Source organism: Labilibaculum sp. DW002, from assembly GCF_029029525.1.
GTDB lineage: Bacteria > Bacteroidota > Bacteroidia > Bacteroidales > Marinifilaceae > Paralabilibaculum > Paralabilibaculum antarcticum.
The window spans coordinates 1,961,556-1,984,836 of the sequence record NZ_JAKJSC010000001.1 but is presented as its reverse complement, the minus strand read 5'-3'; the positions used below and the strand labels follow the sequence as shown (position 1 = coordinate 1,984,836).

General features: G+C 33.3%; 18 protein-coding genes. 4 read left to right on the top strand and 14 right to left on the bottom strand.

The features are described from left to right. Nucleotides 1-7: 7 nt before the first annotated feature. The 6 genes from L3049_RS07565 to L3049_RS07540 all read right to left on the bottom strand — a co-directional run bounded on the left by L3049_RS07565 (nt 8) and on the right by L3049_RS07540 (nt 8,286). Nucleotides 8-949, bottom strand: coding sequence for a TonB family protein (locus tag L3049_RS07565; protein ID WP_275109198.1), 942 nt, complete (start codon nt 947-949; stop codon nt 8-10). Nucleotides 950-1,002: 53 nt separating this feature from the next. Next, nucleotides 1,003-1,395: an ExbD/TolR family protein gene (locus L3049_RS07560; protein WP_275109197.1), complete on the bottom strand. Its 393-nt coding sequence runs from the start codon at nt 1,393-1,395 to the stop codon at nt 1,003-1,005. Between the two features lie 8 nt (nt 1,396-1,403). After that, a complete protein-coding gene (locus L3049_RS07555) occupies nt 1,404-2,102 on the bottom strand; it encodes a MotA/TolQ/ExbB proton channel family protein (RefSeq protein WP_275109196.1) in 699 nt (232 codons plus the stop codon). 120 nt (nt 2,103-2,222) lie between these two features. Continuing rightward, nucleotides 2,223-2,777 (bottom strand): SLC13 family permease, encoded by a 555-nt coding sequence (locus tag L3049_RS07550; RefSeq protein ID WP_342753440.1) that lies wholly within the window; start codon nt 2,775-2,777, stop codon nt 2,223-2,225. Between the two features lie 65 nt (nt 2,778-2,842). After that, a complete protein-coding gene (gene nhaD / locus L3049_RS07545; RefSeq protein WP_275109195.1) occupies nt 2,843-3,610 on the bottom strand; it encodes a sodium:proton antiporter NhaD in 768 nt (255 codons plus the stop codon). A gap of 164 nt (nt 3,611-3,774) precedes the next feature. Further along, the gene (locus L3049_RS07540; RefSeq protein ID WP_483874628.1) at nt 3,775-8,286 is read right to left on the bottom strand and encodes a translocation/assembly module TamB domain-containing protein; all 4,512 of its coding nucleotides are present in this window, start codon (nt 8,284-8,286) and stop codon (nt 3,775-3,777) included. Nucleotides 8,287-8,371: 85 nt separating this feature from the next. On the opposite strand from L3049_RS07540, the gene tsaD reads away from it, so the two are divergent. Next, nucleotides 8,372-9,394: a tRNA (adenosine(37)-N6)-threonylcarbamoyltransferase complex transferase subunit TsaD gene (gene tsaD / locus L3049_RS07535; protein ID WP_275109193.1), complete on the top strand. Its 1,023-nt coding sequence runs from the start codon at nt 8,372-8,374 to the stop codon at nt 9,392-9,394. 36 nt (nt 9,395-9,430) lie between these two features. Here the strand turns inward: tsaD and L3049_RS07530 are convergent, their stop codons facing one another. The 6 genes from L3049_RS07530 to L3049_RS07505 all read right to left on the bottom strand — a co-directional run bounded on the left by L3049_RS07530 (nt 9,431) and on the right by L3049_RS07505 (nt 17,437). Further along, a complete protein-coding gene (locus tag L3049_RS07530; RefSeq protein ID WP_275109192.1) occupies nt 9,431-9,868 on the bottom strand; it encodes a hypothetical protein in 438 nt (145 codons plus the stop codon). An 83-nt stretch (nt 9,869-9,951) separates the two neighbouring features. Further along, entirely contained in the window at nt 9,952-10,494 is a 543-nt protein-coding gene (locus tag L3049_RS07525; RefSeq protein ID WP_275109191.1) for a class IV adenylate cyclase, read from the bottom strand. A gap of 144 nt (nt 10,495-10,638) precedes the next feature. Further along, a complete protein-coding gene (locus L3049_RS07520; RefSeq protein WP_275109190.1) occupies nt 10,639-11,199 on the bottom strand; it encodes a chemotaxis protein CheB in 561 nt (186 codons plus the stop codon). After that, on the bottom strand, nt 11,199-12,041 hold the full coding sequence (locus L3049_RS07515; protein WP_275109189.1) for a CheR family methyltransferase: 843 nt from the start codon (nt 12,039-12,041) through the stop codon (nt 11,199-11,201). The genes L3049_RS07520 and L3049_RS07515 overlap by 1 nt, the downstream gene beginning before the upstream one ends. A 17-nt stretch (nt 12,042-12,058) precedes the next feature. Then, entirely contained in the window at nt 12,059-13,624 is a 1,566-nt protein-coding gene (locus L3049_RS07510; protein WP_275109998.1) for a response regulator, read from the bottom strand. A 72-nt stretch (nt 13,625-13,696) separates the two neighbouring features. Further along, nucleotides 13,697-17,437, bottom strand: a complete 3,741-nt coding sequence (locus L3049_RS07505) for a response regulator (RefSeq protein WP_275109188.1) — start codon at nt 17,435-17,437, stop codon at nt 13,697-13,699. A gap of 313 nt (nt 17,438-17,750) precedes the next feature. On the opposite strand from L3049_RS07505, the gene L3049_RS07500 reads away from it, so the two are divergent. The 3 genes from L3049_RS07500 (at nt 17,751) to L3049_RS07490 (ending at nt 20,035) form a co-directional block, all read left to right on the top strand. Continuing rightward, entirely contained in the window at nt 17,751-18,269 is a 519-nt protein-coding gene (locus tag L3049_RS07500; RefSeq protein ID WP_275109187.1) for a hypothetical protein, read from the top strand. Continuing rightward, the gene (locus tag L3049_RS07495; RefSeq protein WP_275109186.1) at nt 18,253-18,798 is read left to right on the top strand and encodes a PepSY-associated TM helix domain-containing protein; all 546 of its coding nucleotides are present in this window, start codon (nt 18,253-18,255) and stop codon (nt 18,796-18,798) included. The genes L3049_RS07500 and L3049_RS07495 overlap by 17 nt, the downstream gene beginning before the upstream one ends. Before the next feature lie 190 nt (nt 18,799-18,988). Beyond that, nucleotides 18,989-20,035: a tetratricopeptide repeat protein gene (locus tag L3049_RS07490; RefSeq protein WP_275109185.1), complete on the top strand. Its 1,047-nt coding sequence runs from the start codon at nt 18,989-18,991 to the stop codon at nt 20,033-20,035. A 73-nt stretch (nt 20,036-20,108) separates the two neighbouring features. Here the strand turns inward: L3049_RS07490 and L3049_RS07485 are convergent, their stop codons facing one another. Both L3049_RS07485 and L3049_RS07480 read right to left on the bottom strand, forming a co-directional pair. Further along, nucleotides 20,109-22,454 (bottom strand): ABC transporter permease, encoded by a 2,346-nt coding sequence (locus L3049_RS07485; protein ID WP_275109184.1) that lies wholly within the window; start codon nt 22,452-22,454, stop codon nt 20,109-20,111. Nucleotides 22,455-22,465: 11 nt separating this feature from the next. After that, the gene (locus L3049_RS07480; protein WP_275109183.1) at nt 22,466-23,179 is read right to left on the bottom strand and encodes an ABC transporter ATP-binding protein; all 714 of its coding nucleotides are present in this window, start codon (nt 23,177-23,179) and stop codon (nt 22,466-22,468) included. Nucleotides 23,180-23,281: the final 102 nt, after the last annotated feature.

The following is a 23,281-nucleotide window of genomic DNA, read 5'->3' as shown; positions in this document are numbered from 1 at the left end:
CTGCTATTTAATCTAATTGGAAATGATAAGTAATTGTTCCACGTTGGTAAGCTGGAGCTTTACTATCTGAATTGAATTTTGCTTTTAATGCTGCCTTCTTTGCAGCTTCAAGTAAGGTAATATTTGCTGTAGTAGATCCTGGCATTCCAGGGCGAGCACTTGTAACTTTTCCATTACGATCGACAGTAACTTCTACAACAACTTTACCACTTTCCTGTAGGTTATACTTGGGTTTAGGAATAGATAAAGAACTTCTGCCATTTAAGGAGTAGGAAACGCCTTTATTGCCTAGGCCTGAACCATTGTAGTTATCAGAATCGGGAGAGCCTGTAGGAGCTCCTTGATTGCCTGATGGAAAAGTTTTGCCTTGAGACGTATTGGAAGAAGTTCCTTGACCAAAAACATTTTTTGCTTTGTTGTTGATATTGGCAATCTTTTCTTGGCGTTCGGCTTCTTCTTTTCTTTGTCGTTCTATTTCGGCTAACCGTTTACGTTCTGCTTCTGCCTCCTGCTGTCTTTTTATTTCTTCCTTACGTTGTTTTTCTTTCTCGATCTTATTCAAACGATCTTGTTCCGCTTTTAACTTTCTGTTTTTTTCTTCTTTAGCTTTTTTCTTAGCTATTTCTTCAGCAGAAGGTAATGCAGGTGCATCTTCAGTATTTTGAGTGAGAATCTTTTCAGTTGCCGAAGCTGATGATTTCTCAGGTGTTGATTGACTCACCTGAGGTTTTGGCTTTGCTGCTGGAATGATCACTTGTTTTGCTCGGGAAGGAGCAGGATCTTTTTTTCCTTGTCCTTGATTACTGTTCCCAAAATTTACAAGAATACCTTCTTCTTCAGGTAAGGGGAGTGGAATTCGAAAGCCTAGATAAAACAATATAGCAAGTAATCCTATATGGAAAATTATAGTACCCACATAACCGATTCTTTTGCTTTTTGAATTGCTCATCTACTTGTTTATTATCAGGAGAATAAGCCTGCGAAAATGCAAGCTTAAGAAAACTATTTTGCTGAAGTTGCTAAAATCAGTTTATATTTATTGTTTTTTGCAATATTCATAACTTTTACGACCTGTTCCATTGGTACCGATTTGTCAACATGAAGTGAAACGGTTGGATCTTCATGTTCAGCTAAAAGAGCTTGCAATTTGCCTTCAAGTTTCGCAAATGGAGTAGGTGTCGTTTCTATATAGAAATTATAGTGCTTATCTATAGAAACTGAGGTTATAGGATTTGAAGCTGTTTGACTACTACTTTTTGGTAACAAAAGTTTTAATGCGTTAGGAGCAATAAGGGTTGATGTTACCATAAAGAAAATCAACAGTAGGAACACAATATCAGTCATGGACGACATGCTGAAATTGGCGTTGACTTTATTTCTTGATTTTAATGCCATAATTCGAATTACTTAATTGGTTCATTCAAAAGATCCATAAATTCGGTAGTTGTTGCTTCCATAGTGAAAACAACTTTTTCAACCTTAGCGACTAAAATATTGTAAGCGAAATAAGCAATAATACCTACAATAAGTCCCGCAACTGTTGTTACCATAGCTGTGTAAATACCATTAGCAAGTAATGAAACATCTATATTATTACCGGCATTTGCCATAGCATAAAAAGCTTGAATCATTCCCATTACTGTTCCAAGGAAACCGATCATTGGTGCTGCTCCAGCAACTGTAGCAAGGGTAGGTAAGTTCTTTTCCAGTTTCGATACTTCAAGATTACCAATGTTTTCAATTGCGGCATTTACATCATTTAAAGGACGGCCGATACGTTTTACACCTTTTGAAATCATTCTTGAGACAGGCGTATCATTGGTTTCGCAAAGAGAAAGTGCTGAGTCAATTTTTCCGTCGTGAATGTAATCTTTGATACGATTCATGAAATTATCATCCTTTTTAGAAGCTTTTCTAATTGCATAAAAGCGCTCAAAGAATATCCATATGGCAATTATTGATAAAGCGAATATAGGAATCATGATCCATCCACCTTTAAAAGCAAGATCAATGAAATTAAGTGTGATTTCACTTGTCTCTGTTACAATTTCTTCATTTTGAGTAGCATTCTGAAGACCAGCTAAGAACAAAAGGTTATTCATATCGTCAATTTTCTGATTTATCTATATATATAAAAACGAGATATAATATAAAATATTATATCTCGCTAAATTAATATTATTGTTTCTTATTCCCCACACAAAAAATGGGAAAATAATACTTTAATGTAATAACATTGCTTGAATGTAGTAAACACCAGCTCCAGCAAGGTATCCAGCAAGTGCGAGAAGAGAAATTTTCTTTAAATACCAGATGAAATCAATTTTCTCCATTCCCATAGCAGCAACACCTGCAGCAGAACCAATAATTAAGATAGATCCTCCTGTACCAGCACAGTATGCTAAGAATTTCCAGAATACACCATCTTGCATAAAATCTGCCACGTAACCTGCAGTTTCAGGACCTGCAATATCGTACATACCCATTGCAGCAGCTACAAGAGGGACATTATCTACAATTGCTGAAAGGACACCAATAATCAAATTGATACCGTAAACGTTATGTATGTTTGAATCTAACCAGCTTGCTAAGATATCCAAATGACCAGCAGATTGCATACTTGCAACAGCTGAAAGAATACCTAAAAAGAATAAAACAGTAGGAACATCAACCTTCTTTAAAATGGCAGTTACATTTAAACGAGATTTGTACTCTTTACCCTTATTGCGATGCATGATTTCTGTTACAACCCACATCACACCTAGTCCGAATAACATGCCTAAGTATGGTGGCAGATGGGTTACAGTTTTAAAAACCGGAACAAAAAGAAGTGCACATACACCTAAACATAAGATAAATAGTTGTTCTTTATGTGTGGTGTACTCTTTTCATCTCCACCCGATATTTCTGGTCGTGTAATATTCCCTTTGATGTACGTAGTTACAATAAGTAGAGGTACAAGCATGGTAAATAAACTAGGTACTATTACTCGAGTAATAATATTTAAAGTTGTTACTTGTCCACCAATCCATAGCATAATGGTTGTAACATCACCAATAGGAGACCATGCACCACCGGCATTGGCAGCTAATACGACCATGGATGCGAAAAACCAACGGTCCTTCTGATCATCAATCAGTTTACGTATAAGAGCAACCAAAACAATAGTGGTTGTAAGATTATCTAAGGTTGCAGACATGAAGAAAGTAAGAATACTTAAAATCCAAAGTAGCTTTACTTTATTAGTTGTCTTAATTTTATCTGTAATAATTTTAAAACCTTGATGCTGGTCTACAATCTCAACAATGGTCATAGCTCCCAAAAGAAAGAATAGAATTGCTGCAATTTCAGAAAGATGATGAAGAACTTCATCATGAACAATAAATTTCATCATCCCATCGACGGTATCTTTATCAGGATTAGCTAAAGCGAACTCATTCCATGCCGTACTTACTCCTGATGATAGGATGTCAACGCCTCCAAAAACATAAAGTGCCCAAGTTATTGTTCCTATAAGAAGAGCAGAAGCTGCCTTGTCAATTTTGAGTGGATGTTCGAGTGCAATTGCGATATAACCAAGAACGAAAACCACTACCATTAGTGTAAACATAGTAATTGATTTATTATTTAGTTAATTTAATTTCAAAAGTAAGCTACTAATATAATAATATTTGAGCTTTATAATCAGGGCCAATAAAAGAAAAAAAACCATTATTAATTCTGTTGAAAAACATTGAGAATGTATTTCTTAAACACTAGTTCGGTAAATTTAAGCTAGTCTTTCTTTTCCTCTTTATTAGGACTAAGGAAATTGAGGTATTTTTTTATTAATCCAGAAAAAGTATTGAATTCTTCTTTGTAGAAAATACCGATTCCTTGTGTATTCCTTGAATCTTCATATACCAAATACTCGTTAGAACGGGTAAAAGCTTTCAGTTGTACCTTGCCTTTTTTGTCAAGCCGGATGTTGACATCCACGTCACCAACAATATCATTATCTCTAGTTTGGCTGTTGCTTGTGCCAACATTTCCATTAATGGTAACTTTATCGTCAAATACCTGAGTAGAGAGTGCTAATTCCACTTCATCACTGGTTAGATTATCTCCCGGACGATAACTTACTCCAATATCAAAATCATTACTAATTTGACTTAGCCAATTTGATAATTGGTTCGATAATAATTCACTTGTGGTTACTCCAACTGCATAGCTTGAATTCTTATTTTCAAAATCAGGATCAGTTGACCTTAGGTGTTCTGGAGTATAAAAGCGGTTCAAAACCAATAAGGATAGAATTTGTTTATTCATTTCATCCTCGGTAGAGAATAGACCTTCCAAAATACTTTGCGTTTGTTGATCTAAAGTTGGGAAATCGATATTGAATTTAATATTAGGATTGGAGAGTTTCTGACTCAAATTCATATTGCACTGTACAGGTACCTTTTTGGTATTGTCGATGTATGGAGTGTTTAATAGTAGATCGTATAAAGTGGTTTTTACATTGTACATGGCATTAATATTTACCGTTGCGTCGTAAGGATCTCCTGCCCATTTAATAGTCCCACCATTTGCCAAATCAAATTTTTTGCTGATTACATTCTGAAGTGTAAACATGTATCTACCGTCTTGGATTGTATAATCGCCAAATATTTTGAAATCTCCTTTGGTATCAATTTCAAGTTTTAAATTTCCAGTTCCTCGAGCCTTTAAAACATCTCCAATTTTTGCATCCATAATAATTTGGATTTCAGTTTCCGGAGTAACTTCCAAATCACAATTCATTCTAATACCCGACAAATCTATTTTGTATTCTTCTTTTTCTTCTTCAGAACTTTCAGAATGATAGTTTGTATTCACAAAGGTGATAAAATCACTTTCTTTAATATCTCCACTATTATTTAAAGGAACATTCAGCTTGGTGTTTTTATCGGTTCTAGCAATAATTTCAATATCTAAATCGTCAACAGAACCAAATAGTTGAGTTACACCTGTCACATAAGCTTGTCCATAAAATAACTCGTTATCTGTAATTTTTGTATCTAAAACATTAAAGCCTAGGGTATTTATTGCGAGATCTAAATTGAAGTTGCTGAATTGCTTATGAGATATAACACCAAAAATACTAGCTATGTTTTTATTTTCGTCATAAAGCTTGAAATCCTGAAATTGGAATTCGTTGGGTGTTATCTTAATACTGTCGTTACAAGTGTATGTTGTTTGCAATTCATTTACTGTAAATGCAGCATTTTCCAGATTTAATTTTCCAATTGATGTCGGATTATCAATAGGTCCTTCAATGCGTAAATTCCCTGAGGCATTTCCTTTAATATTCGAAATGTTCTCCTGAAAATATGGATTCAAGAGGTTCAAACGTAGTTTGTCAATTTGAATATTCATATTTAAGGAATCTTGCTCAGGAAAATAACTTCCAGTTAATTCTAACTCTTTATGAGATTTATAATCGGTAAAAGATGAAAAGGACAATTCCTTAGCTGTTTTATCCCAATCGCTTAGAAGGTAAAAATTGCCTAATGTATCGTTGTTAAGAACCAGATCTTCAAGCATGATGTTCGAATTGGAAAGACGATCACCATAAAAGTCCGATAATTGCAGGTAACCTCGAACTGTACCATCGATACCAATGTTTTGTTCACGAGTAAGGTCATTTAAATTCTTTAGGCTTATATTTTCAATTTGAAAATTGATACTATCCTTAGGATTGCTTGAGATTTTTCCATCTAAACCAAAATATTGATTTTCTCTGCTGACTTTAAAGTTATCAATCTCATAGCTTGTGCTGTCTAAAACAAAACGAGATTTCGGAATGTTCCAGATGCTATCCGCCATAATTATTGTACTAGGCAGTAGGTCAATATCCCAAACAGGATTATTACTTACTTTAGATTTTTCAACTTGTGCTTCGGCCGAAATAAAACCGCTATAAGTAACAGCATCCCAATTGTTCCAAAGCACACTAAGTTGTACTTTATTATCGCTAGCAACTATTTTTTCTGATAAATTATACAAACGGAAATTATCAGAAAAGCTAAATTTATTGGTGCGACCTTTAAGAACTAACTCTTTATCATCAGTTGATAAATCGATTTTTAATTCGTCGAAAGTTTTGTTTTCAAAGCTTAGTTTTGGAGAGTTGAAATTCATTTCAATTTTTTGCTCTTTTGCATTTAAACTTCCTTGTAAATTGGTATTTGGTGCTAATGTGATTTTTGGAAAAAGAAGTTTCGTAATTGGCTCGGTTTCCTTCAATTCTACCGAGAATTTGAATTGGTTTGTAGTATCAGTATTGACAAATTCTTTGTCTGGAGCATAAGCTGGCAAATAAGAATAAGCAATGTTGGTAATTGAAGAAATTAGTTTGCCAACTTCATAATTCCCTTCAATTTTGGCATCGGAGATATCTGAATTTAGGATGATTCGCTTAAAACTAGGAGATGAAAAAGAATTAATTGTAAATTTTTGCAGCGTAAATTCTCCAAGGCTGTTGGTGTATTCAGTATCACTAATTTCAATTATTCCGTTGGCATTGTCAAATCCACTGCCTGCGAAATTGGCATTCATTGTAAGGCTTAATTCGGCTTTAGGATCTTCCCAATTTAAATGGAGAGGAAATAATTTAGCATTACGAAGGTGTGAGCTAAATTTCATGGTTGGTATTTCCGTTGAGAAATCAACATTTCCTTCAAAATCGAAACCAATGTTTGGATCTTCTATCGATACTTTTCCATCAAATCGTGAGTTTGAGAAGAAACCATCTAAGGAAAGATTTTTGTATTCGTAGTTGTTGAAATCTACTTTGCTAATGTTTCCTTTCATGATTCCTTGAGCAGAAGAAGATTCTGTAAATCCATTAACAGAAACATTCAAGGATACGTTTCCTACTTTATCTTGCTCTAAAAATCCGCCAAGGTTAAAGTCGCTAGCACTTAAATCTCCCTTGAAATTTAATCTGTTGCCTCCTGTAATGGGCTTAAACAATAAATCGGTTTCTAATTTTCCCAAATCAGTATCAAAATCACCGTAAAAGACAAAATCATTTAAAAAACCATTAAATTTCCCATTGTAATGAATTAACCCAAGATTATCGAAGTACTCCGGCAAGTTGAAATGTTCTTTGTCATAGCCAGGGATATAAACCTTTTCTACATCTGAAATACTTGTTGTTAATTCCTTAAAATCAGCTTCTAAATAAGCATCTCTTAGGTAGGGAAGACCATTCATATAAAATTTACCCTTCAGAACAGTGTTTTCCCCATAAACAACGTCTATATTTCTACCTTTTAGGTCATAAACCGTTCCATACACATGGCCAGATAAATAGCCGGTTTCTCTAAATCCTAACAAGAGCTCATTAAAATAAGCTACATCTAGAAAGCTAATACGCGAAGATGTAAATTGGAAGTCTAGTTGCATTTTTTTTGTAAACTGTTGCCAATAGTTTTTACCTGTTTCATAATTAAAATACAGATGCTCGGCTATTAGTTTACTATTCTTAGATACAATATTAACATCCTTTAATCCCCATTGGTGACTTGTAATCCAAGTTCTTGCCTTAAAATCTTTTAGTTCGAAGCCCGATTTTTCAATGCAATGCATGTGTTGAAGCTGCAAATCGATAGAGTCTCCGATGATTTTTATATTTCTAGCTTCTAAATTCAAGTTTGTGACATAAATGTCTTCATAGTTCATCCCAAAATCTTGAGGTTCCCGAGTCGAGGTTCGATAACCAAATTGAGAATCTTCCAAGTCAATATTTGCAACAGATATATTCCAAACTTTTTTATTCTTCGATTCTTGGTTTTTTGTGGCTCCTGAACTTAAAGAATCGAGAAAAACATCATAGTTAAAAACTCGATCTTTATCTTCATGTAGATTTACGTAGGCCTTGTTTAAAGTTAGCTTGTTTACGAAAACTTGCTGTTTTTTGAAATTGAAGGAATCTATTTTTGCTTTTAGGCTACCAATATAGAGTAAAGTATCTTTACGGTAATCTTCTACATAAACACCTTTAAGGATAATACTTTTAAAAGGAGAGATGTTAACTCCTTCAATTGTGATAGGTGTTTTTGTTTGTTCAGAAAGATATTTAGCAATTTTTTGGCTTGTATACGTTTGAACATGGCGATTTAAAAAAATTAAATAGCTTAAAATGGGTATCATAATGATAACCACAAGTGTCCAAATTGATATTTTGAGGAATTTTTTAATAGTTTTGTGCTTTTGAGTGCAGTTGCACAAAATTAGACAAAAAGAAATAGAATATAACATCCCATTATTGGGATTAAGAAGATTTTTGATTTTTTTAACCATTTATGTGTGTAATACCAGTATTATAAGGATATAAAACAAAAATATGAGTATAACGATATTAGGAATTGAATCTTCATGTGATGACACATCGGCTTCAGTTTTGCGCGATGGTGTGATTCATTCTAACATTACTGCCACTCAAACTGTGCACATGGCTTATGGTGGAGTTGTGCCGGAATTGGCTTCTCGTGCCCACCAGCAAAATATTATTCCAGTAGTCGATCAGGCATTGAAGGTGGCAAACGTAACTGCTGATGAAATTGATGCAGTCGCATTCACGCGTGGCCCAGGATTATTAGGATCTTTAATGGTTGGAACATCTTTTGCAAAAGGCTTTGCTCTTTCTAAAAACATTCCACTTATCGAGGTGAACCATCTTAAAGCACACATATTAGCTCATTTTATTGATGATTTGAAGAATACTTATGAGCATCCAAACTTTCCATTTCTTGCCTTATTGGTTTCAGGAGGAAATTCTCAGATTATAGTTGTGAAAGATCACATGGAAATGGAAGTTATTGGTGAAACGATTGATGATGCAGCTGGTGAAGCTTTCGATAAATGCGCTAAAGTCATGGGTATTCCTTATCCAGGAGGACCAGTAATTGATAAACGTGCTAAAGAGGGGAATTCATTGGCTTTTGAGTTTAACCGACCTAGAATCCAAGGATTGAACTATAGTTTTAGTGGTTTAAAAACTTCATTTCTGTATTTCTTGCGCGATAGAATTAAAGAGAACCCCAATTTTATAGAAGAAAACATGAATGATTTGTGTGCTTCATTGCAATACACAATTGTTGATGTGCTTATGAATAAGGTGAAACGTGCCGTACGTGAAACAGGGATAAAAGAAGTTGCAATTGCTGGTGGAGTTTCGGCAAATTCAGGTTTACAGAATGCCATGAAAGAAACTGCTGTTAAGCAGGGCTGGAAGGTTTATATTCCTCAGTTAGGTTATTCATTAGATAATGCAGCGATGGTTGCAATTACTGGTTATTTTAAATATCTGAAAAAGGATTTTGTGGAACAGGATACAGCTCCTTTTGCCCGAATGACTATTAAATAAATGAAGGAAACGGAAGAAATTATTCTTCCGTTTCTTTTATAGGTTTAAATAATTCTTCAGAATAATTATGGCTCTCTCGCTTAAATTGTTCAGGTCGATTTGTAATTTCTCTTTACTCTTTAGATTTAAAATAAGATTTCGATCCTGAATTGAGAAATCTTTAATGTCTTTTAGGTAGACCTTTAGTTTGTTATTTCGCCAACCAGTTTTATAGGTTAATTTTCTTGAGTTAATGGTGAGGTATTCTTTTGGATATAGCAGTTTACATCCTAAAAGCAAGCCAATAAAGTAAAGAGAGAGTACAACTAAAATAAGTATCAGATATTCGTTAAAAGGAAAGAATTCTAAATACTTTGTAAAAGCATAAAATAAAGCCGCACAAATCAAGAAGGAAATACTCAAGGCAAGTTGAATTCCCTTTGATTCGTTATTGTTGATTTTATGATTTCGGATATCAAATTCAAATTGAAGCATGAACAGATAGCTTTAGGTTGTTCATACAAGTTACTAAATTGTTAGCTTAAAAATGTAGAAACTCGCCCAAATTAATTTAGTTTTTATTCATCCACTAAAATTTGATTGAATAGATTGTTTTGTTGTAAGAGTTCTTGATACGTCAATGATACAATTGATTTTGCGTTGATTTCTAAAGTTTTAAGGTGTTTGTTGCATTGTCCTTTCAATTGTTCTAAACCGATGGTGCCATCTAAATCATTAGCTTCTATAAGGATAAAATCACCTAAGCCTTTTACACTATCTAAATGAAAAGAGATGTTTTCTAGCTGGTAGCTTTTTCTTTCTTTATCAACAATACAGCTCGAACCAATGGTTTTTTCCAGAATCTCTTTTAAGCAAGATTTCGGAATTGTTTTGTAAGAATTTAGTGTGTTTTGAATTGTTTGTTTTCCGCTTTCAATATTGTAGTGAAGGAGTTGACTACCATAAGTGCCTTCTCTTAATTTTAAAATTCCTGATTTTGAATGAAAATAGGTGTCAGTTTGATGATCTGTACCAAGTTCTTTAGCTTGAATAGCGAGAAGAATATTTTTAAGCTTAGTAAGATCTTTGCAGTATGCCTTTATCTCCACAGAAGTAGTCATTATTCAATTGTTTTGGATGTGTTATTTGCCCGAAAGTTCGGAAAAAATATTGGTTTTGTTTTACTATTTAAATGGGGAGATCAATTAATTGTCACCATTTGAAGAATGGGTGAATGCTAACCTGTATTTGGAAAGAAATTTAGCCTATTTAATGAGTTTGGTTATTTCACTGGCTATTTGGTCAATTTCTAAAATGAAATCGGGTTTAATTAATTTAATTGCAGAAGCCGGCATTATGGAAGCCATAGCATTGTTCGGGTTTTCAACAATCGTGAGGCCACCAAATTCTTGTATTTCTTTTAGCCCAAGTGCTCCATCCTGATTTAAACCGGTAAGCAATACCCCTATAAGCTTGTTTTGATAATGCCATGCAGCCGATTCAAAAAGAACATCTATGGATGGTCTGGAATGATGTATTCTAGAATCTATGCTCAATGCAATTTGTGAATTGTCATCAACTAGTAAATGATAATTAGGAGGAGCAAAATAAATTGTTCCAGCCTTAATAATTTCCTTGTCTTCAGCTTCTTTTACGAATAAATTACAATGGTTATTTAAGTAATTTATAAAGTGATCATTATTGTTTTCACCAATATGCAAAACAATTAGAATTGCCAAAGGAAAATCTTTTGGCAATAGAGGAATAATTGCTTTAAGAGCTTCCAAACCTCCAAATGATGTTCCTATGACTAATGCTTTATACATTAACCAATTCTTTTTTTGAATATTCTTTGTGCTACATCAATTTCGGTAAAATTTCTTTCTTGACTTGTAAAACGAAGAGATTCTTTTGTTCCCAGACATAAAAAACCGCTAGAGGATAAGCTTTCGTGAAATAGGTTGATAACCTTGTTTTGTAAATCTCGATTAAAATAAATTAAGACATTACGACAAATAATAAGATTCACCTCTGCAAATACAGAATCAGTAACTAGGTTATGATCTGCAAATACGACTTTTTTAACGAGAGACTGGTCTAGTTTTATTGAACCATATTTCATGGTGTAAAAGTCGGATAGTTTTGATTTTCCCCCTGACTTCGTATAGTTTCTTTCAAATAGTTCTATATCTCGAGTTGCATAAATCCCTTGTTTAGCAACTTCAAGTACTTTTCTATTAAAATCTGTTGCGTATATCTGGCAGCGATCTAGAATACCTTCTTCTCGTAAGAGAATGGCAAATGAATAGACTTCTTCGCCAGTAGAACAGCCAGCATGCCAGATTTTAATAAAAGGATAAGTTTTCAAATTAGGCACAACATTCTCTCGAAATGAAGCATAGAATTCAGGATCACGAAACATTTCTGTGACATTGATCGACAAATCTGCTAATAGCTCAACAAAAAATTGTTTATCTCTTAATATTTTATCTTGGATTAAAGAGATTGATTCAAATTTACCAATAGCCATTCTACGCATCAATCTTCTCTTAATATGCGCCTTGGAATAATTCCTAAAGTCGTATCCATATTTTTGGAAAATTGCTTCTAAGAGTAAAGGTATTTCAATATCAATATTATCTAGGTTCTCCAGTTTGTTTGGATTCATATGCACTTTCTAACGTACTATTTCTTTGAAGCTTGATTCAATACTTTCCTAAGAGCCTCTTCTTTAAATGGTTTGCTAATAAAGTCGTTCATGCCAGCTTCAATACATCTTTGTTTGTCCTCAACAAAGGCATTCGCGGTAAGTGCTACAATAAAAGCAGGATCATCAATGGTTTCTAAATTTTCAAATCCTCTAATTTTTTCCGTTGCGCTAATCCCATCAAGAACAGGCATTTGCATATCCATTAGTATGATTTGGTGACGTTTTTCTTTGTACATTTCAAATGCTTCCAGACCATTTTTTGCGATCTCACATTTCAATCCCATTATCTTTAGCGTCATGGTAACAACCTTTTGATTGATAGGATTATCTTCTGCAACCAGAATTGAGATTTCAGAAGGGATGTTTGTATTTTGTTCGTCTATCATTGTTGCTTGTTTTTCTTTGTAGTCAAAATTAAGTTCTACCATAAAGTCAGAACCAACACCTAGTTGGCTTTGAAGGCTAATTTTCCCACCCATTAAATTGGTTAGGTTTTTTGATATGGCTAAGCCTAAGCCAGTTCCCCCAAATTCACGAGTAATGGTACTATTAGATTGTGTAAATTCACGAAACAACTTTGTTTGTGCATCTGCCGATATTCCTATGCCAGTATCTTTTATTGCAAAGAATAAGGTAACCTGCTCGTTTTTCTTTTCAAGACATTTAATCGAAATGGTAACTGATCCTTCTTGAGTGAATTTTATAGCATTGTTGGCTAAGTTCATTAAAATCTGATTTAATCGAAATGAATCTCCAATTAAATTTTCAGGAACCATATCATCAATTTCAATCTTGAATTCGATCCCTTTTTCAATAGCTCTAAAATTTAGAAGTTGAAAAATGGTATCACAAACTTTTCTGATATCAAAATCGATACATTCAAGTTCAATTTGCCCAGCTTCAATTTTCGAGAAATCTAGTATGTCATTAATAATCTGCAATAAATGTTCACCTGAATTACTCATTACTTCGAGCATGTCTTTTTGTTCATCATTTAAATCTGACTGCAACAAAAGTTTAGATAAACCCAAAATACCATTCATAGGAGAACGAATTTCGTGAGACATATTAGCGAGAAACATTGATTTTGCATTAGTGGCCTCTTCAGCTTTGTTCTTGGCTATTATAAGTTCTTCATTTTTATTCTCGAGATATTTTAAAACAAGATCCAGCTCTTTTCTTTGTCTGTATAAATCGAGAAAGATGCTAACCTTTCCCTTTAAAACTTCAGGAGTAATTGGTTTGGGAATAAAATCGACAGCACCTGTTTCAATACCTTTTACAATATGAAAATCGCTCTGATGAATAGCGGATACAAAAATAACTGGCAGGTATTTTGTTTTCTTTCTATGGCGCATTAATTCAAGGGTTTCATAGCCGTCCATACCAGGCATCTGCACATCTAGAATTGCCATTGCAAATTCATCTTTCAATGTACATTTGAGAGCTTCTTCACCAGAATAAGCTTTCACAACCTCCACATCGAAATCAGAAAGAATATATTCAAGACTTATTAAATTCTCTTCTTTATCGTCTACGATTAATATTTTATCTTCTGCATTATAGGTAGTTGTTGTTCTTTGTTCAATTCCATATTTCGTATTGGGTTGCAGTTAATTGTATAGCCAAATTTTTAGCATTGAAAACAGCTTATTCTCGTCAATTGGTTTAGATAAGTAGTCGTTTGCACCATGTGCAATAGCTTTGTCGTAATCTTCTTTCATTGCTTTAGCAGTGGTACAGATTACTGGTATGTTTTTTATTTTTGGTGTTTTTCTAATATGTTCGATTGCCGTATAACCGTCCATTTCTGGCATCATTACATCCATCAAAACTAAATCGATATTACTTTCTTCCTCGAGAACTTCAAGAGCAATTTTTCCATTTTCAGCTTCTAAAACTTCCATATCTTTATCCTCGAGAATTTTTCCCAGAGCAAAGATATTTCGTATCTCGTCGTCCACAACCAAAATTCTTTTTCCTTTAAATATTGATTCGTCAATATCGGTTATTTCTTGGGTTTGTATTTGGGGGTTCTTTATTGCTACGTGGTGCAAGAATAAAGTCACTTCATCCATAAGTCGAACATCTGATTTTAGTCCCTTAAGAATAATGGAATTTGTATATTTACTTAAGTCTCGATGTTCTTCTCTTGAAAGTTCTTTACCTGTGTAAATAATTGTATTTGGGATATCGATATTTTCCTTAGAGAGTTTGGCTAATAATTCGTTACCACTAATATCAGGTAAGCCTAAATCTAAAACGATACAATTGTATTTGTTTTCTTTAATTAGCGCTATTCCTTCAAGACCTGTTGATACTTCTTCTATAATCGCATTGGTCGGTTCTAAGAGTGTTGTGAGAATCTTTCGAGTTAATGGATCATCTTCAATTATTAGTATTTTTTTATAATCAGAAAGTAATTCCTTTTCAATTTTTCCAATTGCGCTATTAAAATCTGTTGCGTTAACCGTTGACAATTCTCCTTTTTCTATTTCGCCAATTCCTTCAACAGGATTAACAATGTGTATTGGTAAAGTTGATGCAAAAGGGTGCGCTTTCAATTGTTCTAATTCAGCTTCTCCATTTTCTCTTAACAATTCCAGACCAATTATAATTGCCGAAGGTTGATGCGCTTCAATTAATAACAATGCATCGCTAACATTTGAAGCTGCAAGAGCATTGAATTGAGTGTCATGAATTTGAGAATAAAGCTGACTTGCTTCTTTTTGATTTGGATGAATTACAACTACCGTAGGTTTTGAATGAGGTATGTCTCTATCATCATCTATGAACTGTGGCAAGACAACAGGTTTTTCAACTATCTTGTCTTCTATAATTGTCCTAGAGTTTACGTCTGATTTGCTACTTTCTTTTTGCTTTAATGGCAGTATAATTGTGAAGATAGAACCTTTATTCGTTTCACTTTCGAGATGAATTTCGCCACCTAACATAAATGCCAATTCCTTAGAAATAGATAAACCTAAGCCTGTACCACCATATTTGCGAGACGTACTACCATCAGCTTGTTGAAAAGCTTCAAAAATAGCTTCTTTTTTATCGTTAGGAATACCAACTCCTGTGTCTGTTACCAAAAATGCACACGTATCAACATCTTTTAAATCTGTTCTTCGCAAGTTTTCTTTATCGGTGACCATTTTCATAGCTACTGTAATAGATCCTTGTGAAGTAAATTTAAAAGCGTTTGATAAAAGGTTTTTCAGAATTTGAGATATTCTTAATTGATCTGTTTCAATGGTTTTAGGGAAATCTGAAGCGATGTCAATATTCAAGTCTAATTTTTTCTTTTCCGCTTGATGTTTAAAATTGATTAGAATATCCTTAGCAATGCTTTCAGTGTTAAGATTTTCAAATTCAACAGTCATTTTTCCTGCTTCGATCTTCGATAGATCTAATATTTCATTAATTAATTGCAATAAATCTTTACCACTCTTATTTATAATTTCTACTGACTCAATGTCTTCAGAAGTTAAGTTTCCCTTTTTATTTTTAGCTAACAAACTAGACAAAATTAATAAACTGTTTAGGGGAGTTCTTAATTCATGAGACATATTGGCCAGAAAATCAGTTTTGTATTGACTTGTTTGTTCTAATTCACGGGCTTTTGTTTCTAACTTATCGTGTGTTTGAGATAAATTGAGATTCTTGTTTTGAATTTCGTCTTTTTGTATTTCAAGTTGATTTGTTCTTTCTTCTAATTCTTCGTTAGCAACTCGAAGTTCTTCTTGTTGTACCTGAAGTTTTGTTTCATTATCAATTAATGTTTGTGTTTGGTCGGCAAGTTCTTCATTTGCAATGCGAAGTTCTTCTTGCTGTACTTGTAATTCATTAGCTTGATCTTGTGTTTTCGTGAGCAGTACCTCTAACTGGGTTCTCGCTAAAGTAGAGGAGATTTTAACGGCAACACTTTCACGAATCGCTTCTATAAAGCTAATTGCTGATTCGTTAAGCGTGTTAATTGTCGCTAATTCCATAACTCCTCGTATCTTTTTATTGAAAGTAAGCGGAATGAGTAGGATATTATTTGGTTTCATTTTTCCCGTTGCCGAAAAAATTGAAAAATAATCATTCGGAACATCTTTAAAATGCTTTATTTTCTTTGTTAGTGCTGCTTGACCTACCAAGCCATGACCTTTTGGTATGTGTCTATGCTCTATATCCTTTGGCATTCCAACCGAGGCATTAAGCTCTAAAACTTCTTGATCTTCATGATAAATGTAGATTGCTCCAAGTTGAACTTCTAATAATTCACTGATAAAAATAAGAGATTTATTTGTTACGTTTTCTAAGTTCTGATCTCCTTGAAGTATGGCATTAAATTTATTTACACTAGATCTAAACCATAAGGTTTCGTCGTTTTTTGACTTTGCATCTTTAAGTGTTTGTACCATTTGGTTTAAGGAGATGGATAATTCATCCTCTTTTGATTTTGGCGAAATGGTATGGCTTAAATCTCCTTTTGCAATCTTACCGGTGTGGTTTACAACATTCTGAAAATCAAGTTGTATTGTGTTGAATGATCTAGCTAGGTTTCCAATCTCATCTTTTGATTCAATATTTAAGGGAGTATGATAATTCCCTAATGCAATTAATTTGAAATTGTTAACAATTTTTTCAACAGGAACAGAAATTGATTTTGAAATATATCTTGCTAAAACAAATATTATACCTGCAATAATAAATGCTATTGTAAATATTATAAAGATTAAAGCCGAATTAATTTTATGCGATAGATCATTAACTTCGTTACTAATGTTCGAGTAATGCTGTTGAATTGTACTCAGTTTAACTTGAATAATATCAATATCTATATTTTCCCCGTTACTAAGCAGTTCTTTTTTAATATCGTCAATAATATTAAGTGCTTTACGCACGTTTACTCTTGCACCGCTTAAATTTTTGTTGCGCACTTTGTTAAGTACTTTTAATCTGCTTACTAGTAATTCTGCATTTTTAATGTCGTTACTATAAACTTCGGGAGAACCATTAAAAAGATAGGAAGCTATTTCTGCCGTACTCTTAGAGGTGTAATCTTTCTCTAGTTTTAACAAATCTTCAATTAAGTGATTTGCTTTTGTTAAATGTGCTGCTGATTTTACCAAATATGTAGAATCTTTTCGAATTCTAAATTGATACAATTCTTCTACCGAATTTTGAAGTAAGGTCTGGTGAACACGAACACCATTTATCATGATGCCTAAAGTTCTGCTGGTATTGAAAAAATAGCTAGAAATAAGACCAAGGAATAGGATACTTATAAGGGTGATTAGAGTAGATAGAAATAACTTTGTTTTGATCTTCCAATCTTTAAATCTTCTAAATTGTATTTGCATAATATATCGAGGTCTGTAAAATCTAAATCAACAAATGAAATTAAGCTTTTAATGATGTCGCTTATAGTACGGCATTTCTTGTGAATGGTTACTATACTTGCATGAAAGGTGGTTTTTTTTAGGTTAATATCTAATGTTTGAAAAAGCATTCTTATTTAAAATCATTAAGGACAAGGAATTAGGCCTAATTATTAACTGATTTTTTGGTTCTGGTTTTTTGTTAAAGAAATGTTATTTCTCTTGTTTTTGCGCCTTGCTAATCATAAGTTTGTAAAAACCAAACAAACAATTAATAATCCTAAAAAGTTTAATTATGAAGTACTTAAGCATTTTTGTAGTTAGTTTGCTATTCATATCATGTAATATGAAGCAAAAAGAGACTAATAAAGAAACAAAACAAGCAAGTCAAACTGTTTATTCTATTGATGAATTGATGGTAGTAGCAGATCAAATGGTTGGAAAAGAAGTTGCCTTTAAAGGATTGGTCAATCATGTATGTGCACACTCGGGCAAGCGTTGTATTTTAAAAAATGCTGAAGGTAACCTGTCTCTTAGAGTAGAAGCAACAGGTGATTTGGAAGGCTTTAATAAGGAAATTGCAGGGAATGATATTAAAGTGGCTGGTACGCTAAGAGAAAAGCGCCTGGATGAGGCTTCAATAAATGAGTGGGAAACGGAAGTGCTTGAGAAACACAAAGGAGAAACTGAAAGCGGACATTGTAGTTCTGAAATGGCTAACATTAAAGAAATGCGCGATTGGATGAAAGCCAACAATAAAGATTACTATGCAATTTATTATGTAGACGGAACAGATTATGAAGTTGTGGAGTAAGAAAAATATAAGAAAGTGGCTTCGGTTTATTCACCGTGATTTAGGCTATTTCTTTGTGGGAATAACACTAATTTATGCGATTTCAGGAATTATCCTGAATCATAAAAAGAATGATGAAGACCCTGCCTATAAAACGGAATATAAAACGATGCAATTGGCTTCAAGTTTATCCCCAGATAAGCTGACTAGCTATTGGAAAGAAAATATTACAGAATATTCTTTAAATAGAATAATACCAGAAGATGATTCTTATAATATATATATCAAGGGAGGCTTAGGAAGTTATAATCCTGTAAATGGTAAGCTATCCTTCGAGGTATATGAGAAAAAAGAATGGGTGTATTTTATGAACAAGCTGCATTACAACAGTAAAAAAGGTTGGACTCTGATGGCTGATATATTTGCCGTTGCCATGCTTATTTTTGCACTCTCGGGTATGTTTATTGTTCCTGGCAAAAAAGGTATTGCAGGGCGAGGTAAATGGCTAATTGCCATTGGTATTATTATACCTTTCCTGTTCTTTTTATAGTTTAGATTAATGATATTGAGGTTCGTTAAAAGGAAGTTTATTCTTTTTAATGAACCTCTTTTTTTATGACAAAATAGGTACATTAGAACAATTTGTTTTTATGGAATGATTATTGATCAATGAAATCAGATTGTTTTTTACATTTTACTGTATTGTGAAGTAATTATAAGAACCTAAACTTAATTTTAGCATGATTAAAATATTTATTACTTTTTTATTTATCCTTTTTCAGTTTAGCTCCATAGGGCAGAGTAAAGAATTAAAGAAATTATTTTCGAAAGGAAAATACGATCAGTTAATTGAAAAAGCACAATTAATGCTAAAAGAAAATGCCTCAGATTCTCATTTGAATTCTATTTTAGGTCGAGCATATACGAATTCAAAGCAATTTGAAAAAGCGATTCCTTATTTGGAAAAAGCAATTGAATTGGAGAATGTTTCAGATGATGTTAGAGGGTTGAGTAAAGCTTATTTAGCAAAGTGTTATTTTACACGTGGAGAAAAACAAAAGGCCGTTGCATACCTAAAAGAATGTCAGAATGTCAGAGGATCTAGGGATGGTAATAGATATGCAAATAAATATTTGCGCTTGTTTCAAGAAGATATCTATTATAAAGCCTGGGAGCTTATCGAATCTGATAATATCCGTTTTCATTTTCAGGATAAAAAGAAGTTAAAGAATGCAGGAGAGTATATGCAAAAGGCAATTGTGAATTACAACAGAATCGTTACTTTATTAAATGCAAAGCCAACAAAGAAGATCGATTTGTTTATTTGGACGGATAGAAATGAAGCTTTTCGAAAATTAGATAGGCAACTTGGTTTTTCAAATGCTGATTTGGCTATTGTCAATGTTTATTATGCAGAGGAAAATGAATATGAGTTATGCCATATGATGAGCAATAGGTCATTGCAACCTAAATTTACCTCGATGATTATTAAGGAGGGTTTAGGTGTTTATATTGATCAGAATGATAAAAATTTACTTCAATTCGCCCGAGATCGAGTTACAAATGATCAATTTTCATTTTTCGAATTATGGGAAGAACCGTTAAAATATGAGCGAAATTTAAGTTATCCAGTAGGAGCAGCTTTTATCGAGTTTCTTCTAAATAAAGGTGGAAAGAAAAAACTCAAAGAATTTCTTAAAACTCAAACTATTGAAAATGGGGAAAAAGTTTATCCTGATTTTTTAGAATGGGTGAACGTATTTGAGGCGATGTTGGTTCAGAAGTAGATTGATAAAAAAATAATAAAACCGTCTAGGAATGATTTCTTAGACGGTTTTTGTGTTTAAAAGGATATGTTAATTATTCGTACTTCAAACTTTTTATTGGGTTTTGAGTTGCAGATTTCCAACTCTGGTAAGCAACTGTAATAATGGAAATTGCAAAAACCAGCATGGCAACCGATAAAAACACCCACCATGGCATATCAATATGGAAAGCATACTTGCTTAAATAATAATCCATAATGTACCATGCAATTGGCCATGCTATAATATTTGCCAGGATAACCCATTTTGTAAATTCTTTGGAAAATAGTGCAACCAAATTATAAACAGTTGCTCCCAATACTTTTCGTACTCCAATTTCTTTTGTTTTTTCTTCGGCCATAAACGAGGCTAAGCCAAATAAACCAAGGCAGGAAATAAGAATGGTAAGAATCGTAAAATACTTTAGAATAGCAATGGTACTATCTTCCTCTTTGTATTGGGACGTGTAATTGTCTTCTAAGAAATTAATAATTGTTGGAAATCCTGGATTGTATTTTTGGCAAACTTTTTCAATATGTGCCAAGGACCTACTGTTACTATTTGTTTCGATTTTAACCGCTAGAAAATTATAATGATATGATGGTATGAAGGCCATTGGACCAATTTTTTGCTGTAAACCTCTAAAATTGAAATCTTTTACAACACCAATTATTCGTTTATTTGATCCCCAATGCACAATAGTATTATCAATAACCGAATTCTGGTTAATCATTTTAGCAAATGTTTCGTTTATCACTAATGTAAGAGAATCGGCTTCAAAGTGATCTTTATTAAAAAAACGACCTTCAACCAATGGGGTTTTATATACATCAATAAAATCTGGATCTGAATAATACATGTGAACCAAAACATCTTTTGTTGTTTCGTCATTATTCCATTCATATCCACCACCATTACTGCCAAGACTTGTTGGCAGATCGGAACCAAAAGTTGAGCACAAAATACTAGGATCCTTTGATAACTCTTCTTTTATGCTTTCACGATTTTCATTCATATTTCCGTTTAGAACTACGAAAGCAACGTTCGATTTATCGATTCCAGTCGAAGCTGTTTTCAAATATTTTGTTTGAAGAGTAATGGTAAGAGTGCAGATAAGTAGAAAAACAGTTAGTGTAAATTGGAGAACGACTAATACCTTTCGGAAAGCCGTAGCTTTTTTTCCAGAACTTGTAACTCCTTTTAGAACTTCAATTGTTTTGTACGAAGTAATGTAAAAAGCAGGATAAGCACCGGCAAATAGTCCGGTAAATAGCACAACTGAAAGCATAATGCTAAGAAATTTCCAGTCGGTATAATTCAATTGCAAGCGCTGTCCGAGGATACTGTTGAATTCAGGAATAAATAGTCGAACCAATATAATTGCAAAATTAATTGCGATAAAAGAGACCAGTACCGATTCAAAAAGGAATTGCCAGATTAACTGTGGTTTAGAAGAGCCTATTGCCTTTTTTAAGCCAATCTCTTTCGCTCTTTTAGAAGCTCTTGCGGTAGAAAGATTCATAAAGTTAAAACAAGCAATCAGCAATATAAATAGGGCTATAATTAAAAAAATGCGAATGTTTTTCAAATTTGTTTCTTTGCCTTCCAAAGAGTATAAATGAGTTTTGCTTACTGGGAATAATGATATTCTTTCAGTAGACTCAGGATCTACATTATCTACATAAAAAGTACGTAGTTTTTCACTTACAGTATCAGGGTTTGCATTTGCATCTAATTCAACAAAACCAGAATAGGTATGGCTACCCCAGTTTTCCCAATATTTCCATTCTTTCTTTTTAAATTTAAATGGTGCAATAAAATCAAATTTAAAATTAGAGTTGGAAGGCAGATTTTTTAATACTCCCGTAATGGTGAGGTCGTATTTTGTATCAAACTGAACAACTTGCCCGATCGGATCTTTATCACCAAAGTATTTTTTTGCCATTTTCTCGGAAATAACCAATGAAAATGGATCTTCAAATACTTTATCAGGTGAACCTTTTAGTAAGGGGAACGAAAACATCTGGAAAAAGTCCGCATCAGCATGCATTACCTTTTCATAGTTTTTAATCCCATTTATAAATACTAGTGAATTATCACCCCATCCATTGTAGTTTGTACCCCTTACAATCTCTGGAATTTCCTCTTTTAAAGCATCAACAAGTTTCCCGGGAATACTTCCCCATCCATACTCTTGTCCACTGTAGGTTTGCCAGTTTACAATTTGGAAAAGTTGTTTGTCTTTTTTGTGAAATTTATCGAAACTCATTTCGTGGTTTACCCACAATAGCAGTAGTATGGTGCAGGCCATGCCTATGGCTAAGCCAAATATATTGATGAAACTGTATCCTTTGTTTCGGATGAGGTTTTGGTAAGCAATTTTAAGATTGAATAGAAACATGATTTTACGAATTATAATACTTCTGAGTTCTGTTTTACAATAGTTACTTTCTTTTTATGGTTTTCGCTAACCAAATGACCATCGAAAAGTTGAATGATTCGGTCTGCTCTATCGGCATCGGATATAGAGTGTGTTACCATCACAATAGTAGTGCCTTCCTGGTTGAGTTGTGAGAGTAAATCCATAACTTCTTTTCCGTTTGCAGAATCTAAATTTCCTGTTGGTTCATCGGCTAATATTAAGTTGGGGTTGGCTACAACAGCTCGTGCAATGGCAACTCGTTGTTGTTGTCCACCTGATAGTTGTTGAGGATAATGTTTGTATCTATGATCTAACTGAACTCTTTTTAAGACCGCCTCGACTTTTTTCTTGCGCTCCTTAGCTGAAATTTTTTGATAGACTAAAGGAAGTTCTACATTCTCGAAAACACTTAGTTCATCAATTAAATTAAAACTTTGGAAAACAAAACCAATGTTCATTTTACGTAGTAGGGTTCTTTGTTTTTCGGAATATGTTGATACTTCGCTTTCTATAAATTGAAATTTTCCGTTCGAAGGCTTATCTAATAAGCCAATAATGTTGAGCAAGGTCGATTTTCCACATCCCGATGGGCCCATTATAGCAACAAATTCGCCTTTTTTTATAGATAGATTTACATTCGATAGCGCTAAAGTTTCTACTTCGGCGGTTCTAAATGATTTGTTTAGATTGTCTGTTTTTATCATGTTTACTGGTTTTGATAATATGGATAAGAATAATCTATATTTGTGCCATCATACTTAATACGCTGATATTAAGCGTCTAGCGTAATTATTTTACTAATTTCG

Coding starts and splice junctions, on each gene's coding strand:
- L3049_RS07560 (WP_275109197.1), bottom strand. CDS start 1,395: ATGGCATTAAAATCAAGAAATAAAGTCAACGCCAATTTCAGCATGTCG.
- L3049_RS07500 (WP_275109187.1), top strand. CDS start 17,751: ATGAAGTACTTAAGCATTTTTGTAGTTAGTTTGCTATTCATATCATGT.
- L3049_RS07550 (WP_342753440.1), bottom strand. CDS start 2,777: ATGTTATTCGGACTAGGTGTGATGTGGGTTGTAACAGAAATCATGCAT.
- L3049_RS07530 (WP_275109192.1), bottom strand. CDS start 9,868: ATGCTTCAATTTGAATTTGATATCCGAAATCATAAAATCAACAATAAC.
- tsaD (WP_275109193.1), top strand. CDS start 8,372: ATGAGTATAACGATATTAGGAATTGAATCTTCATGTGATGACACATCG.
- L3049_RS07540 (WP_483874628.1), bottom strand. CDS start 8,286: ATGTTATATTCTATTTCTTTTTGTCTAATTTTGTGCAACTGCACTCAA.
- L3049_RS07495 (WP_275109186.1), top strand. CDS start 18,253: ATGAAGTTGTGGAGTAAGAAAAATATAAGAAAGTGGCTTCGGTTTATT.
- L3049_RS07485 (WP_275109184.1), bottom strand. CDS start 22,454: ATGTTTCTATTCAATCTTAAAATTGCTTACCAAAACCTCATCCGAAAC.
- L3049_RS07525 (WP_275109191.1), bottom strand. CDS start 10,494: ATGACTACTTCTGTGGAGATAAAGGCATACTGCAAAGATCTTACTAAG.
- L3049_RS07555 (WP_275109196.1), bottom strand. CDS start 2,102: ATGAATAACCTTTTGTTCTTAGCTGGTCTTCAGAATGCTACTCAAAAT.
- L3049_RS07520 (WP_275109190.1), bottom strand. CDS start 11,199: ATGTATAAAGCATTAGTCATAGGAACATCATTTGGAGGTTTGGAAGCT.
- L3049_RS07515 (WP_275109189.1), bottom strand. CDS start 12,041: ATGAATCCAAACAAACTGGAGAACCTAGATAATATTGATATTGAAATA.
- L3049_RS07505 (WP_275109188.1), bottom strand. CDS start 17,437: ATGCAAATACAATTTAGAAGATTTAAAGATTGGAAGATCAAAACAAAG.
- L3049_RS07480 (WP_275109183.1), bottom strand. CDS start 23,179: ATGATAAAAACAGACAATCTAAACAAATCATTTAGAACCGCCGAAGTA.
- L3049_RS07565 (WP_275109198.1), bottom strand. CDS start 949: ATGAGCAATTCAAAAAGCAAAAGAATCGGTTATGTGGGTACTATAATT.
- nhaD (WP_275109195.1), bottom strand. CDS start 3,610: ATGTTTACACTAATGGTAGTGGTTTTCGTTCTTGGTTATATCGCAATT.
- L3049_RS07490 (WP_275109185.1), top strand. CDS start 18,989: ATGATTAAAATATTTATTACTTTTTTATTTATCCTTTTTCAGTTTAGC.